The organism is Streptomyces sp. NPDC004065 (assembly GCF_044903565.1).
Classification (GTDB): domain Bacteria; phylum Actinomycetota; class Actinomycetes; order Streptomycetales; family Streptomycetaceae; genus Streptomyces.
In genome coordinates, this window is the sequence record NZ_JBJDQT010000001.1 from 472,240 (window position 1) to 487,647 (window position 15,408).

Genomic DNA, 15,408 nt, shown 5'->3' on the forward strand with positions numbered 1-15,408 from the left:
GGGCGGGGCCGTCCGGTGTACGGCCGCGGGCTCGCCCGCGGTCGGCACGCGGGGTCGGCCCGGCGGGGCCGGCCCGCGGGGGTCAGCCCGCGAACCAGCGCACCGGGGCGGGTGCGAGGTTCTGGTAGACGTGCTTGGTCTCGCGGTACTCGGCGAGTCCGGCGGGTCCCAGTTCGCGGCCGGTTCCGCTCCGGCCGAAGCCGCCCCACTCCGCCTGCGGGAGGTAGGGGTGGAAGTCGTTGATCCACACCGTCCCGTGGCGCATCCGGCCCGCGACGCGGCGGGCGCGGCCCGCGTCGGCGGTCCAGACGGCCCCCGCGAGGCCGTACTCGGTGTCGTTGGCGAGGGCGACCGCCTCGGCCTCGGTGCGGAAGGTCTCGACGGTGAGGACGGGCCCGAAGACCTCTTCCCGGACGACCCGCATCTGCCGGGTGCAGTGGTCGAGGACGGTCGGCTCGTAGAAGTAACCCGTGGCGGGGCGGCTCGGGCCGGGTTCCGGGCGCCGGCCGCCGCAGCGCAGCACCGCGCCCTCGGCGAGCGCCGAGGCGACGTACTCCTCGGTCCTGGCCCGCTGCCGCTCGGAGACGAGCGGGCCGCACTCGACGCCGGGCTCGGTGCCGCGGCCGAGCCTGATCCTTCGGGCGCGGCGGGCGAGTTCGGCGACGAACCGGTCGCGCACGGACTCCTCGACGATGAGCCGGGAACCGGCCGAGCAGACCTGTCCGCTGTGGATGAAGGCCGCGTTGAGGGCCTGGTCGACGGCGGTGTCGAAGCCCTCGTCGGTGGCGCAGGCGTCGGCGAAGACCACGTTGGGGTTCTTGCCGCCGAGTTCGAGGGCGACCTTCTTGACGGTGGGTGCGGCGGCCCGGGCCACCTTGGTGCCGCTGGCCAGGCCGCCGGTGAAGGAGACGAGGTCGACGTCGGGGTGTTCGGCGAGCCGGGCGCCGACCGTGTGGCCGGGGCCGGTGACGAGGTTGGCGACGCCCGCGGGCAGCCCGGCCTCGACGAGCAGTTCGATCAGGGCGACGGTGGTCAGCGGGGTGATCTCGCTCGGCTTGACCACGAAGGTGTTGCCGGCCGCCAGCGCCGGCGCGATCTTCCAACTGGCCTGGAGCAGCGGGTAGTTCCACGGGGTGATCAGGGCGCAGACGCCCACGGGCTCGTGCACGACGACGCTGTGGACGTCCGGGGAGCCCGCGTCCACGACCCGGCCGGGCGCCTCCGCGGCGACGAGATCGGCGAAGTAGCGGAAGGCGTCGGCGACGCAGTCCACGTCGACCCGGCCCTCCTCGACCGTCTTGCCGGCGTCGCGGCTCTCCAGCAGACCGAGCCGTTCGCGATCGCGCACCAGGAGGTCCGCCACCCGGCGCAGCAGGGCGGCGCGCTCGGCGACCGGGGTGCGGGGCCAGGCGCCCTCGCCGCCGTCGAATGCGCGCCGGGCGGCCTCGACGGCCCGGTCCGCGTCCTTCTCGTCGCCCTCGGCGACCACGGCGAACGGCCTGGCGTCCGCGGGGTCGAGAATCTCCCGGGTGGCCCCGGAGACCGCCTCCAGCCACTCACCGCCCGCGTGCAGGGTGTGGTGCGCCGCGCGTTCCGTCCTGTCCGCGCGTTCCGTACTGTCCGCGCGTTCCGTACTGTCCGCCATGATCGATACTGCCTTCCGTTCCCACTCGGTCCCCCCTGGTCGCCTGGGGGTCACCCACAGGGACCGTGGGCACATGCCCATCCCCCCGAATCGCATGCGCAATCCCCGGTGGAAAGTGCTCTGCGTCACGGAACTTGGGGACGTGAAAGGACAAAAGGGACACGGTTCAGTGGGTGGTGGCGGAGATCATCGGGTGGTGAAGAAGGCGAGGGCGGTGTCGGCGTCGCGCTGGGCCCGCGGCCACTCCGCAGCGGGGCCGGCCGCGAGCACCGCGTACTTCCTGCCGTCGCCGGCGGTGAAGGCGTACTCGACCACCTGCCGCCGCTCCCCCAGCTTGTCGCTGTCGTAGGCGTACACCAGCCGGGCCGCGTCCCCGCCGACCTCACTGGAGACTCCGTCCGGGGAGGCGGCCTCGTCCAGGCTGATCTCCTCGTAGGCGGGCTGCCGGCTCAGGTTCGCCGACGACTGCCGTACGGCCTCGTACGGGGTCATCCCGGCCTCGGTGACGACGAAGACCTGCAGCAGCCTGTGGTCGCCGTCGGTGCTGTAGAAGACGCCGGTCGCACGCTCGCTGCGCTGCCATCCGTCGGGCACGGCGAGGGTGAACCCCGCGGGGTCGGCGACGACGCGGTAGCCCTCCGGCGGCGCGGACGCCGAGGGCGACCCGGAAGCCTGGCCGCCGGTTCCGTCGCCGCCGGCCCCGCCTCCGGGGGCGCCGTCCGTGGCCGGCGGCGAGGGCGCCGGGGCGCTGGTGCCGGGCCGGGCCGTGGCCGCCGTACGGGCCGTGTCGGAGTCGTCCCCTCCGGTCAGCTGCAGCACGCCGGCCGCGGCGCCGGCGCCGACGACCGCGGCGGCCGCCGCCACCTTCCACCACAGCGCGCGCCCGGAGCGACCGCGCGCCGGGGCGGGCGGGGCGGAGGCCGTGGGCGGGTGCCATCCGGCGTCCGGGACCGGCGGTGGGGGCGGGGGCCGGTGCCCCGCGGGCCCGCCGGCGAACTCCGGCGGCAGCGGGGGCGTGGGCGGGCCGGCGTACTCGGGCGGCAGCGGAGGCGTGGGCGGGCCGTCCGGGCGCAGGGAGGCCGGCGCGCCGGGCGCGGGGGACGGCGCCGCGGACCACGGCGCGGGCGCCGGGGACGACCCCTCGGAGGCCGGGGACGGCGGCGCGGACGCCGGGGACACCGGGGATGACGTCCCAGCCGTCGCGGGCCACGGCCCGGACGCCACCGGTGCCGACGGCTCGGACGCCGAGGACGACCCTCCGGGCGTCGCCGACGCCGAGGACGGTGGCGCTGGAGCCGCGGCCGTCGGCCCGGTCGCGGCGACCGGTCCCCCGGTCGCGGAGCCCGGGACCGGGCCCGCAGAAGCCGGCGCCGAGCCCGGGGCCGGAGGGGCCGGCGCGGAGCCCGGGGCCGGGGTCGGAGGGGGCGTCGCGGGGGCCGGAGGTGGGGTGTCGGTCGCCGGTGCCGGGCGGGTGGCGGCGTCCTCCCAGCGCTGGGCGTCCTCGTTCCAGTACCGCCGGCCCCCGTTCACCGCGCTCACAGCCCGAGCAGCCCCGCCACGGCGCCCGCGGAGGCCAGGACGTTCAGCAGGGACTGGGAGTCGGCGAGCGCGGCGCGCAGCCGTTCGCGGCGGGTCGGGCCCGCCTGCCCGGTGCTGGTGATCTCCTCCTCGGTCCCGGCCAGTTCGGCGTCCAGGGCCGCGGTCTGCTCGGTGCCGCGCACCCGGGTCAGGTCGGCGCGCAGTTCGCGCACCGCGGCCAGCAGCGCCTCGGCCGCCTCGTCGCGCGCCGGCCCGGTGCCGTGGTGGCTGACCGCGCGGGCGTGGCTGCCGATGGCGAAGGTGCTGCCGGAGACGTTGCCCAGGGACACGTTCGGCTCGTCATGCGGGCCGGCCATCGCTGTCGGCTCCCTTCTGCGGCTCGGCGCCGCTGGTGGCGGTGGCGTGGGACCCCACGGCGAAGGTGGAGTCCTGCACCGATTCGATGTTCACGCCGCCGTTGCTGATGTTGATGATCTTCTGGACGAACTCCCCGGTCCGGTAGCCGGCGTCGGTCAGCGCGGCGCGCACCCCGTGTGCGATCCGGTCCTGGATCGTGCGCAGGTAGCGGTCCACGTCCATTTCCTGGAACAGCGACGCGCCCGGCGCCGCCCCCAGTTCGCGCACCGACAGGGCCGGTCCCTCCGGCAGCGCGCCGGCGTTGCCCGCGGTCAGCAGCCGCCAGCCGAACACGGCCAGCCGGGCCAGGTGCGCGAGCGCCGTGCCCGCCGACCGCGGCACCCGGGGGACGGCGTAGGCGGCCTTGCCCAGCGGGTTGTTGCGGTGGTAGCGGTGGGCGACGCGGTCGGCGTCCTTGAACTCCTCGCGGACCGGGTTCAGTACGTGCGGGGCGACCTCGAGCATCAGCATCCGGCCCTGGGTGTGGACGCGGACGAAGACGGTGACGACCAGTTCCTCCTCCCAGCCGCCGACCCGCACGCGCAGGAAGTGCCGCCGCTTCTCGGCGCCCTCCTCCACCGCGCGCGCCCGGTGGTCCTCGAAGAACGCCGGGTCGTAGGGGGCTTCCTCGCGCCGCAGCAGGCCCTCCACCGGAAGGAAGACGCACTCGTCGATCTCCAGGCGGCGCAGCCGGTCGCGCACCGGGTACTGGGCGGTCGTCGCGGACTCGCGCAACTGCTCCAGCAGCGGGCGCACGGTGTCCAGGACGGCCCGGTTGCTCAGCGGGAGCTGCTTCTTCATGCCGTCGGGCCGCAGTTCCACGGCGAGCACCCAGGTGTCGTAGGCGCCGCCCGCCCCGCAGAACGGGTGGGCCTCGTGGTACATGATCAGCGGCTGGTGCTGCTCGGTGCGGATGCGCTCCAGCAGTCGCCGGAACCGCGCCCCCTCGGCGGCGAGGGCGGGGTCGCCCGCCGTGTCCGGGAAGCGCCGCCCCGACAGCTCCTGGGCGAGCGACCGGGTGACCTGGCCGCGCTGAGCGGCGACGCACAGCGCGATGAGCGCGAGCACGGCCAGCGACAGCCAGGCGTGGAGGGGGCGGTAGGTGGAGCCGCCGGGGGCGAGGACGTCCGTCCAGAGCGAGCCGGGCGCGCTCGTGGGGCCGTACCCGCCGTCGTACGACGACGAGCCGCCGGAGCCGGAGTCGTCCCCGGCGCCGAAGGCGAGGTACACGGTGGCGATGAACAGGTAGAACAGGCCGATGCGGCTCCACCAGCGCAGCAGCCACGCGGGCACGAGCCGGTACAGCGGCGGGCGCTCGCCCCTGCCGCGGATCCAGGACGCGACCGCGAGCTGCAGGCCGGCGCCGAGGAAGAGCAGCAGCCACCCCTCGCTGAGCGCGGCCCCCACCGCCCACAGCCCGAGGATCGCCGCGTCCCAGGCCAGCTCCAGGCGCCGGGCGCGCAGCGCGTGGGCGAGGACCCGGCCGGCGTCGAGACCGAGCGACGGCGCGGCGATGCGCTGCTCGTTGAGGTACAGCTCGTCGATGACCCGGTCGCGGTAGCCGGGGTCCAGATAGGTGCCCGCGCACAGCAGCCGGGTGGCCTCACTGGCGTACGGCGCCGTGGGCGGCGCCGGTGCCGCGGGCGGGGCCGGCTGTGGCTGGTGCGGCACGTAGGCGGTACTCACGCCCATCCCCCGATGGTTACGAACAGGCTTTCACGGAAAGGTGTGTGATGCATCATCAGCATAGTGGGGCGGGTGAGCGGCCGGAAGCGGATCGTCATCGGCCGACGCCCAAGTGTTACCGGCTGCCGGCGTGCGCCGGCGCGGCGTGGATCCGCCCCGGCCCCGGCAAGGTGGCGGCCCGCAGCATTCACTTGGCCGAGTTGTGGGTATCGACTCCTGACATGAGCCTGCCTCGTGACGATGCGACCACGGCCACTCGGACCGGCCCCGGCCCGGGCCCGGGCCCCGGCCCCGATCTCGAACTCGGCGACGGGACCCCCGTCCGCTTCCTGCTCACTCCCGCCGAGGGTGCGCGGCTCCCCGATCCCGGCGCCGGTCCCGGCGACGACCGGCCCCCGGGCCTGGGCCGCGCCGTGCCCGTCGCCTCCGGCCGCCGGGCCGCCGTCGACCTCGCGGAGGGCGCGCTGCGCGGGGCGCTGCGTCCCCTGGGCCCGCTGCTGCAGGAGGTGCACGACGCCGCCACGGCCGTGCCCCGGCCGCCCGCCGAGCTGAGCGTGACGTTCGGCGTGCAGGTGGGCCACGACCTGAAGTTCGGCATCGTGGGCGCGAGCGGCCAGGCCCATCTCACCGTCACCGCCAGCTGGAAACCGGACGCGGAGCCGGGCGCGGCGTCCCCCGCGGCGTCCGGCACGGCGTCCCCCGCGGCGTCCGGCACGGCGTCCGGCACGGCGTCCGGCGGGGAGTGACACGTGCGGTGGTTCCGGACGCAGGCGGACCCGTACGGCGATCCCTCCGCCCACGTCGTGACCGTGCGGCGCTCGGCGGAGGGCCGTGCCGCCGAGGTCGCCGGGGCCGGGTTCCTGCTGGCCCCGGACACGGTGCTCACCTGCGCCCACGTCGTCAACGACGCCCTCGACCGGCCGCTGCTCGATCCGCGGCCGCCGGGCCCCGAGGACATCCAGGTCGAGACCGGCGGGAGCGGGGGGCGGCAGCGCCGCCTGGCGCGAGTGGCGTACTGGATCCCGCCGCGCGGCCGGGACGGCGGCGCGGTGCGCGAGGGCGACGGCGAGTGGCTCGGCGACCTCGCCGTGCTGCGGGTCGACGGTGCGCCGGCCGGCGCGCCCGCGACGGTGCCGGAGCGGGCGCCGATGGCGACCGGTCAGGAGGTCATGGCCTGGCACGGCAGCCGCGACTCCGCGGGATACGCCCGCCTGACCGTCACCTCCCTGAACGGCGCGCTGAGTTACGCCGACGGCGCGGCCACCGGCATGGCGGTCGGCCCCGGTTTCAGCGGCGGTCCCCTGTGGTGCGCGGACGAGCACGCCGTGGTCGGGCTGGTCGCCGCCCACTTCATGCCCGCGCGGGACCCGGACACCGGCGCCGAGCTGCCGTTCAGCCCGCAGGACACGATCCGGCGCAGCTACACCATTCCCTGGCAGCAGGCGGAGCGGGAACTGAGCCGGCTCGGCGTCCTCGCCGCCGTCCCGCCCGGCTCCTGCGACCCCGACGACCCGGCCCACCTGCTGCTGGTGGAGCTGATCGACCGGGTGCTGTCCTCGCCCAACGGCCGCTGCGCCTGCGCACAGCGGCTGGCCACGGCCTGCGGGGTCGGGTACGGCAGCGACGTCACCCCGCCCACCGCCGAGGAGTTCGCCGGTTTCCTGCTCACGCACCCGCGCGCCCTGGCCGCGCTGTCGGCGATCCTGCGGCGCGACGACCCGGAGGCGGCCGACCAGTTCCTCGCCGTGGGGAACCTCTCGCCCGTACCCCGGCTGCTCAGCCCGCAGGAGTACGAGCGGCTGCACCGGCACCTGCGCACGCTGGACCGGTCCGTGCTCGAGCGGTTCGCGGAGACGGTGCGGGCAGCGCTGCCGCACCTGCCGTCGCCGCCCGGCGACACCCCGGACGCCCTGATCGACCATCTCGAGCAGTTCCCCGGCGACGGTCACTCCGCCGACGGCGAGCCGAGGGTCCCGGCGCTGCTGCGCGTCGTCGAATACCTGGCCACCCTGTGCCCCGCGCCCAAGCGCGCCGAGCTGCGGCTGTGGGCGGACGGGGTGGGCCGGCGCCTGGGCATTCCGCGCGGCGGGCTGAGCGAGCGCCGCGCGGAGGCCGAGGACTGGGGCCGCACCGCGCGGGAACGCTCCGTGCGCGTGCGGGTGCTGGTGCAGGTGACCCGCGCCGGGAACGGACGGCACCGGCTGCAGCTGTGGTGCGACGAGGGCGCGGGCCCGCGCCGGGTGTCGGCCGACAGCGTCACGACGTACACGCCGTCCCAGGCGGCCCGCGAGGTGCTGCGCGTCCTGGCGTCCGTGACGGCGTCCCGGAAGGAGGAGCGGCCCGCGCTGGTCGAGGTGCTGGTGGACCGCGCCGGCCTGAACCTCCCGGTCGACGAGTGGGACGCCCGCGGCCCGGACGACCTGGTGCCCGGCGTGCTCGGGGTGCAGTTCCCGCTGGTCGTGCACTGCCCCGAACTGCTGCGGCTGCACCAGGAGCTGTTCGTGCCGCACTGGCGCACCCGGTGGAGCCGGCTGGAGTCCGGCGGGACGTTCGTCGTCGACGAGCCGATCGACCCGGACACGCTGTACTACCGGCTGGTCAACCAACTCGACACGGTGCGCGTCTGTGTGGCCGTACCGCCCGGTTCCCGGGACGGCATCGTGCAGACCTGCCTCGCCATGGGCATACCCGTGGTGGTGTGGGACCGCGGGCCGGACGGCTGCGCGCACGCCGTCGAGCACATGGCCCATGTCGCCACCCCGGAGCTGCCCGAAGGAGTGCGCGACTACCGCGCCAACGCCCGAGCCAGACCCCCCGAGTTCCCCGGCCGCCCGGTCCTCGCCTGGGCCGACGCCGACCGCACCGTACCCCGGCTGTCCCTGACTCCACCGCAGGAGAGCGCATGACATCCGTACCCGAGGCCGAGTGGCGGCTCTTCCACGGCGACAACGTGCCGCGCGACGTCACCCTGCCGGCGGCCCCGCCCTGGCGCCGCTTCACCACCGCCCGGCCGGGCCGCGCGGAGCAGCCGTACCTGATCGAGCCCCGGCACGCCAACGTCGTCAACGCGGCGCTGCACCTGCGCCGTCCGCTGCTGGTCACCGGCCCGGCCGGCACCGGCAAGTCGTCGCTGGCCCGGGCGATCGCGTACGAACTGCGCCTCGGGGAGCTGCTGCGCTGGCCCGTCAACAGCCGCTCCACCGTCCAGGACGCCCTGTACGACTACGACGCGATCGGCCGGCTGCGCGAGACCACGCTCAGCCGGGAGCGCGGCGAACACGAGCCGTCCATCGGCACGTTCATCCGGCTGGGGCCGCTCGGCACCGCCCTGGTGCCCTCCCGCACCCCGCGCGCCCTGCTCATCGACGAGATGGACAAGGGCGACGTGGACCTTCCCAACGACCTGCTGACCGTCTTCGAGGAGGGCGTCTTCGACATTCCGGTGCTGACCCGGCTGCCCGAGGACATGGCGGACGTCGAGGTGCAGACGCACGACCACGGCGGCACCGTCGCCGTCCACCGGGGACGCGTGCAGTGCACCGAGTTCCCCGTCGTGGTCATCACCAGCAACGGCGAACGCGACTTCCCGCCCGCCTTCCTGCGCCGCTGCGTCCGGCTCGACCTGCCGGTGCCCGACGAGGAGCGGCTGCGGCAGATCGTCGCGGCGCACCTGGGCGAGGAGGCGCTGCGGGAGGCGGAGGACCTGATCCAGGCCTTCCTGAGCCGCCGGGCCCCGCGCGACCTGGCCACCGACCAGCTGCTCAACGCGGTGTTCCTGCGCCGGGGCGGGGTCGACCTGGACGCGGACGGGCTGCTGGACGCGGTCCTGCACCAGCTCACCGGGGCGCTGTGAGCACGGCGGGCCGGGGGGCGCGGCTGGCCGAGGCGCTGCGGGTCCTGGCCGCGTGCGGTCACGACCTGGACGCCGACGAGGTGCTCGACGTGCTCTGGCTGGCCCGCCGGCTGCCCCCGGGGGCCGACGCGCCCCTGCATCAGGAGCCCCCCGCCGCACCGCGCACCCCGCCCCCGGACCCCGAGCAGCCGCCGGCCGCCACCGCGCCGCCCGTCACCGGACCCGACGACCCGGACCTGCCCGACCTCACCGCCCCCGCCCTGTACGCGGCGGCCCGGCAGCAGCCGGAGGCCCAGCTGCGCGCGGCACCGCCCGGCCCGGAGCCGCGCCGGGCCGTGCCCGTCCGCGTGCCCGAGGACAAGGCGCTGCCCGACGAGCTCGAACTGGGGCGGGCGCTGCGGCCGTTGCGCCGCCGCCGGGCGAGCCGGCACCGCCGGGAGATCGACGAGGAGCGCACGGCCGCCGCGGTCGCCGAGACCGGGCTGCCCGACGTGGTGGAACGGCCGGTCAGGGAACGCTGGCTGCACCTGGCGCTGCTCGTCGACGACGGCCTGTCCATGCTGCTGTGGCACCGGCTCGGCGCCGAACTGCGCACCCTGCTGGACCGCCTGGGCGCCTTCGCCACCAGCCGGGTCCTCGGCCTGGACACGCGGTCCGCCCGTGCGCCGCGGCTGTCCGCCCGGCCCTTCCAGCCCGGCAGCGCCCGGCTGCCGGCGAGCACCGTCAACGACCCCTCCGGCCGCACGCTCGTGCTGGTGGTCAGCGACGGCATGGGCCCCGCCTGGCGGTCCGGGGCCATGCACGAGCTGCTGGCCCGCCGGGCCGCCCACGGACCGGTGGCCGTGCTGCACACCCTGCCGCCCGAGATGTGGGAGGGCTCGGGCATCTCCGCCTCCCGCTGGCAGGCCACCACCCGGCGGATCGGCGGCGCCAACAGCGCCTGGCAGATCAAGGACCCGGTGCTGCCGCCCGAGCTCGCCGCGTTCGACGGCATACCCGTGCCCGTGCTGGAGCCCCGCCCCGGCCCGCTGCGCGAGTGGACGCGGCTGCTCGCCTCGCCCGGCACCACCGTGGAACTCCCCCTGCTGGCCCCGGCCGGCCGGCACGGGACCGTCGCCGCCGCCCGTGATCTGGGCAGCGCCCAGCACTTCCGGGACGCGGCCACACCGGAGGCGTACCGGCTGGCCGCCCATCTGGCCGCGGTCTCCCCGCTGTCGGTCCCGGTGATGCGTCTGGTGCAGACGGCGGTGCCCTGGCAGGCCAGGACCTCCCAGCTGGCCGAGGTGTTCCTCGGCGGGCTGCTGCGGCCGCACCCGGCGCCCGTGCCGGGACCGCTGCCCGCCAAGCACCGGGTGTTCGACTTCTCCGAGGAGGCCAAGGCCGTCCTGCTCGACGCCGTCCCGCAGGCCGAACTGCTGCGCACCAGCCGGAGGATCGGCCGGCACCTGGAACGGCTGGCGGGCAACTCGCCCGACTTCCCCGCCTGGCTGGCCCACCCGGACGGCGCCGCCCAACTGCCCGGCTCGCAGCAGCCCTTCACCACTGTGGAGCGCAGGCTGCTCAGCCGGTTCGGCGTGTCCTTCGAGCGGAGCCCCTCCACCCTCGGCGGCCGGCCGGAGGTACCGCTCGCCGACCCCGACGACTGGGCGCCGCTGACGGACGACGACCCCCGGCGGATCGGCGCGTTCACCCTGCGCGGCAGACGCCGGGGCCGCCGTACCGTGGTGTACCGGGGAGTCGACTCCGCCGGCACGGAGGCCGTGCTGCGCGTGCCCCGGCCCGATCTGCCCGCCGTCAACGCCCGGCTGATCGAGGTGGAGGCCGAGGCCCTGGCCCGGCTCGACGGGCAGTACGCGCCCCGGCTGCTCGCCGCCGGCACCGGCGAGTCACCGCCGTGGCTGGCGATGACGCCGGTCGCGGACGCCGACGCGCCGGAGGCGCAGCCGCCGCGGCTCGCGGAGATCGTCACCCAGGCCCTGGCCGACGGCACCGCCCCCTTCGACATCCTGCGCGGACTGCTGGTCTCCTGGCACCTGGCCAACGCCCTCGCCCTGTGCCACGTCAACGGGCTGGTGCCCGCGTCGCTGAGCGCGGACAGCGTGTTCGTGCTGCGGCGCACGGTGGTCCTGGGGGACCTGTCGGACTGCGTGGTCGACGGCGAGTACCTGGGCTCGGGGGCGGTGCCCACCCGGGAGGACAGCGTCCGGGCCCTCGGCGAACTGCTGCAGCTCGTCAGCAGCAAGGCCGGCTTGGACATGCCGAACCTGCCGGACGGCATGCATCTGTGGCAGGGCGACACCTGGGACAAGCTGCGCCGGCTGGTCCTGCGGTGTCTCGACGACGACCCCGCCCGCCGCCCGCCGGCCAGCGAGGTCGCGGAGACCCTGGCCCGCTATGTGGCCCTGGCCCGGGCGCAGCGCGGCATCACCGCGCGCGCCGTCCCGGCGCCGCCCGGCGGCCCGCTCGAGCCGACGCCGCTCGACCCGCCGCGCTCCGCGGACCGCGGGCCGGCCGGCCGGGGCCTGCGCCTGCCGCGTTTCGCCCCGGCCCGCAAGGAGCTGGAGCGGCGCCTGGAACGGCTGCGCGTCCCCCTCCCGCACAGCAGGCGGCTCACCCTGCTGAGCGCCGCCCACTACAGCGGGCGGGCCACCGTCACCGTCCTCCTCGGCTCCCTGCTGGCCGCCGTGCGCGCGGAGCCCGTCCTCGCGCTCGACGGCGCGCCGGCCGACGGCACGCTGGACTTCTTCCTGCCCCGCGACCGCAACCCCGCCGTGCCGCGCGACCTGGCGGCCCTGCCGCCCGGCCCCTCCTACGAGGCGGTCCGACGGTGCACGACCCGCCTGGCCTCCGGGCTCGAAGTCGTCGCCCACCGCGCCGGCCACGTCGGCTCCAACCCGGCGCACGCCCAGGAGTACACACGGATCCTGGCCCATACGGCCGCCCACTACCCCTTCGTGCTGACCGACTGGGCGCCGCTGCGCCTGGACGCGTCCGCCGAGGTGGTGCTGGACCGCACCGACCAGCTGATCGTGTGCTGCGGCACCGACGACCACTCCCTCGACGAGGCCGTGGGCGCGATCCGGGCGGTGCGGGGGACGGGCCGCGGTTCCCTGGCCCGCGAGGCGCTGGTGGCGGCCTCCGACATCCACGGGCCCTCGGGCCGCGAGCTGCCCGCCGAGTTCGCCCGGCGCCTGGGCGTGGACCCGCTCCAGGTGGTGCGCGTCCCCTTCGACCCCGCGGTGCAGGCGGGGGCGCCGGAACCGCTCGGCCGGCTGCGTCCGGCCACCCTCAGGGCGCTGCTGGACCTCGCGGAGCTGGTCGTCCTCCTGTGACCCTGTGACCGTCCGGGGCGTCGACGTCGTACGACCGTCAAGCGCGCCGGTCTCGTAGACCGTCCCGGGCGTCGACCTCCTACGACGGTCCGGCGCGCCGGTCTCGTACGACGGCCCGGCGCGCCGGCCTCGTACGACGGCGGACGACCGCCCGTGCTCGCGGGACCGGTGTCGCCGGGGGCGTCCTCAGCCGGCCGGGCAGGTGGCGCCGGACGGGCAGAAGGAGGCGTACGCCGCCGTGAAGGGCTCCGTCACGTCCGAGCCCTCCGGGCCGCTGGAGCGGATGGCGTAGAGCCGGCCGTCGGGTGCGGCGAAGCGCCGGTCGATGACGTGGGTGGGGCCGGAACGGGTGTCGTCGTAGCGGTAGTCGAGCTGGGCCCAGCCGGCGCCGGAGGAGCGGTCGAGGACCCGGTAGCCGTGGAGCACGTCGACGAATCCGCTCGGGCCGTTCTCCGCGAGGTCCAGGGACTCCTGGGGTGTGCGCTCCACCACCTCGAACAGCTTCAGGCTGCGGCCGTCGCCGGGCGAGGTGTAGGTGACGACCTGCGCGCTGACCCCGCGCTCCTCCTTGCGCACCCAGCCCTCGGGCACGTTCAGGCTGTAGCCCACGGGGTCCACGGCCCGGCGGTAGCCCGGGGAGGGCCGCGCCCCGGCCAGGGTCTCCTCGGTGGCGGTGGCGGTCGCGGAGGGTGAGGCGGTCGCGGGCGTGGTGGCGGGGGACGCGGAGGGCGATTCCGGGGGCGGGTCCGTGGCCGGGGCGCCGGTGGGCGGGGCGGTCACGGACGGGCGGGCCTGCGGATGGCCCGGGGCGTGGTCGCGGGCCAGCCACCACACCGCGCCCCCTGCCCCGCCGCCGGCCAGCACGGCCAGCACCGCGACCAGCACGAGCGTCGTGCGCGCACCCCGCGGCCCCGGCGCGGGCGCCGGCCTCGCCGGTGACGTGGGCGCGGGCGCGGAGGTGGGCGCCGGGGGCGGCGGGGGTGCGGGTATCGGCGCCGGGGTGATCGCCGTCGGGGTGGGCGGCACCGGGGGCGGCGGCGGCGTGGACCCGGGGGGCGGGGTGGCGACGCCGATCTGCGTCTCCGCCCCGGCCCACCAGGGGCCCTCCGGGTTCGGCGACGGCGGCTGCGTGCCCGCGCTCCCGTCGTCGTCGACCCACCGCTGCTGTTCCGCGTCCCACCGTTGGCGCATGTCGTACCGTCCCCCAGAAGCCGTACGGAACTCGACGATAGCGGCGTACACGCCGACAGGCCCCGTCCCGGACGAAAACGGGACGGGGCCTGTACGCGACGGTGACGGGCGGGCCGGCGGCTCAGATGAGGCCGAGACCGCGGACCGCCTCGCGCTCCTCCTCGAGCTCCTTGACGGAGGCGTCGATGCGGGCGCGGGAGAACTCGTTGATGTCCAGGCCCTGGACGATCTCGTACTTGCCGTCCTTGCAGGTGACCGGGAAGGAGGAGATCAGGCCCTCCGGGACGCCGTAGGAGCCGTCGGACGGGATGCCCATGGAGACCCAGTCGCCCTCGGCGGTGCCGTTGACCCAGGTGTGGATGTGGTCGATGGCGGCGTTGGCGGCGGAGGCGGCCGAGGAGGCGCCGCGGGCCTCGATGATGGCGGCGCCGCGCTTGGCGACGGTCGGGATGAAGTCCTCGGCCAGCCACTTCTCGTCGTTGACGACCTCGGCGGCGTTCTTGCCGGCGACGGTGGCGTGGAAGATGTCCGGGTACTGGGTGGCGGAGTGGTTGCCCCAGATGGTCAGGCGCTTGATGTCGGAGACCGCCGTACCGGTCTTCTTCGCCAGCTGGGTCAGCGCGCGGTTGTGGTCGAGCCGGGTCATCGCGGTGAAGCGCTCGGCCGGTACGTCCGGGGCGGCGGCCTGGGCGATCAGCGCGTTGGTGTTCGCCGGGTTGCCGACGACCAGCACCTTGACGTCGTCCGCCGCGTGGTCGTTGATGGCCTTGCCCTGCGGCTTGAAGATGCCGCCGTTGGCCTCCAGCAGGTCGCCGCGCTCCATGCCCTTGGTGCGCGGGCGGGCACCCACGAGCAGGGCCACGTTGGCGCCGTCGAAGGCGACGTTGGGGTCGTCGCTGATGTCGATGCCCCGCAGGAGCGGGAACGCGCAGTCGTCCAGCTCCATGGCCGTGCCCTCGGCCGCCTTGAGCGCCGGCGTGATCTCCAGCAGGCGCAGCTTGACCGGCACGTCCGCGCCGAGCAGCTGGCCGGAGGCGATGCGGAAGAGCAGGGCGTAACCGATCTGGCCGGCCGCGCCGGTGACGGTGACGTTCACGGGAGTGCGGGTCATGGCGTTCTCCGTATGACAGCTGGCGGTGGGGCGTCGCCGCCCCGGGATCCGGGATCCCCGCGTCCGGCTCGTGACCGGCCGCCGCGATGATCGATCAGTTGAACGGATGATCGATCTCTTGGCGTCAAGAGAGATCCAGCGGTCAGGCTATCGCGCATCCGGGACGGGGGACTGCCCGGTCCCTGTGGCCCGGCCCACAGACCGACCCGGCGCCACACGAGAGGCGGCCGCCCGTCCGGGAGAGGAGGGACGGAAGGCGGCCGCCGTTCGGGGGATACCGGTATACCGGATTCCCGTGGGGGTGACTTGCCCCTGCCCCACCCCACACGGTTCATGCCTGCGCCGGACCACTTTTCGGGGCGGCGCGGGGTGGGGTGGGGCACTTGCGGGGCGGCTGCGGGCCGCGGGCGCCTGCGGGTCTGCGGGTCGCGGGGTCTGCGGGGCGGCGGGTCGCAGTGCCCTGAGGGTCGGCGGGGCGCGGTGTCTGCGGGGCGGCGGGCACGGCGCCCGAGGGTCGGCGCGCACGGCGCCCGCGGGATGGCCGGTCACGCCGCCCTGGGGCCGGCGGGTCGCGGCGCCCTCTGGCCAGCGGGTCACGGCGCCTGCGGGCCGACAAGTCGCTTGGCCCTCGGGCCGGCGGGCCGCTGGCCCGAGG

The 15,408-nt window shown here is 76.1% G+C and carries 10 protein-coding genes; 4 read left to right on the forward strand and 6 right to left on the reverse strand.

Annotation, left to right across the window (positions count from 1 at the left end; genetic code table 11):
• Nucleotides 1-82: 82 nt before the first annotated feature.
• The 4 genes from ACI2LW_RS02150 to ACI2LW_RS02165 form a co-directional block, all read right to left on the reverse strand.
• Nucleotides 83-1,645, reverse strand: a complete 1,563-nt coding sequence (locus ACI2LW_RS02150; RefSeq protein WP_404729194.1) for an aldehyde dehydrogenase family protein — start codon at nt 1,643-1,645, stop codon at nt 83-85.
• A gap of 186 nt (nt 1,646-1,831) precedes the next feature.
• Nucleotides 1,832-2,509 carry a hypothetical protein gene (locus tag ACI2LW_RS02155; protein ID WP_404729195.1) on the reverse strand — a complete coding sequence of 226 codons (678 nt, stop codon included), beginning with the start codon at nt 2,507-2,509 and terminating at the stop codon, nt 1,832-1,834.
• A 671-nt stretch (nt 2,510-3,180) separates the two neighbouring features.
• Nucleotides 3,181-3,540 carry a hypothetical protein gene (locus tag ACI2LW_RS02160; RefSeq protein WP_404729196.1) on the reverse strand — a complete coding sequence of 120 codons (360 nt, stop codon included), beginning with the start codon at nt 3,538-3,540 and terminating at the stop codon, nt 3,181-3,183.
• On the reverse strand, nt 3,524-5,266 hold the full coding sequence (locus tag ACI2LW_RS02165; RefSeq protein ID WP_404729503.1) for a hypothetical protein: 1,743 nt from the start codon (nt 5,264-5,266) through the stop codon (nt 3,524-3,526). The genes ACI2LW_RS02160 and ACI2LW_RS02165 overlap by 17 nt, the downstream gene beginning before the upstream one ends.
• A 221-nt stretch (nt 5,267-5,487) precedes the next feature.
• Here ACI2LW_RS02165 and ACI2LW_RS02170 point away from each other — a divergent pair, with 221 nt between their 5' ends.
• From ACI2LW_RS02170 to ACI2LW_RS02185, 4 genes are read left to right on the forward strand one after another with little or no spacing between them, the layout of a single operon-like run.
• Nucleotides 5,488-6,012 carry a CU044_2847 family protein gene (locus ACI2LW_RS02170; protein WP_404729197.1) on the forward strand — a complete coding sequence of 175 codons (525 nt, stop codon included), beginning with the start codon at nt 5,488-5,490 and terminating at the stop codon, nt 6,010-6,012.
• 3 nt (nt 6,013-6,015) lie between these two features.
• Nucleotides 6,016-8,172, forward strand: a complete 2,157-nt coding sequence (locus tag ACI2LW_RS02175; protein WP_404729198.1) for a trypsin-like peptidase domain-containing protein — start codon at nt 6,016-6,018, stop codon at nt 8,170-8,172.
• Nucleotides 8,169-9,119, forward strand: coding sequence for an AAA family ATPase (locus tag ACI2LW_RS02180; protein WP_404729199.1), 951 nt, complete (start codon nt 8,169-8,171; stop codon nt 9,117-9,119). Before ACI2LW_RS02175 ends, ACI2LW_RS02180 begins: the two co-directional genes overlap by 4 nt.
• Nucleotides 9,116-12,451, forward strand: a complete 3,336-nt coding sequence (locus tag ACI2LW_RS02185) for an SAV_2336 N-terminal domain-related protein (RefSeq protein WP_404729200.1) — start codon at nt 9,116-9,118, stop codon at nt 12,449-12,451. Before ACI2LW_RS02180 ends, ACI2LW_RS02185 begins: the two co-directional genes overlap by 4 nt.
• 186 nt (nt 12,452-12,637) lie before the next feature.
• Here the strand turns inward: ACI2LW_RS02185 and ACI2LW_RS02190 are convergent, their stop codons facing one another.
• Both ACI2LW_RS02190 and ACI2LW_RS02195 read right to left on the reverse strand, forming a co-directional pair.
• Nucleotides 12,638-13,642 carry a hypothetical protein gene (locus tag ACI2LW_RS02190; protein WP_404729201.1) on the reverse strand — a complete coding sequence of 335 codons (1,005 nt, stop codon included), beginning with the start codon at nt 13,640-13,642 and terminating at the stop codon, nt 12,638-12,640.
• 121 nt (nt 13,643-13,763) lie between these two features.
• Nucleotides 13,764-14,753 carry a malate dehydrogenase gene (locus ACI2LW_RS02195; RefSeq protein WP_404729202.1) on the reverse strand — a complete coding sequence of 330 codons (990 nt, stop codon included), beginning with the start codon at nt 14,751-14,753 and terminating at the stop codon, nt 13,764-13,766.
• Nucleotides 14,754-15,408: the final 655 nt, after the last annotated feature.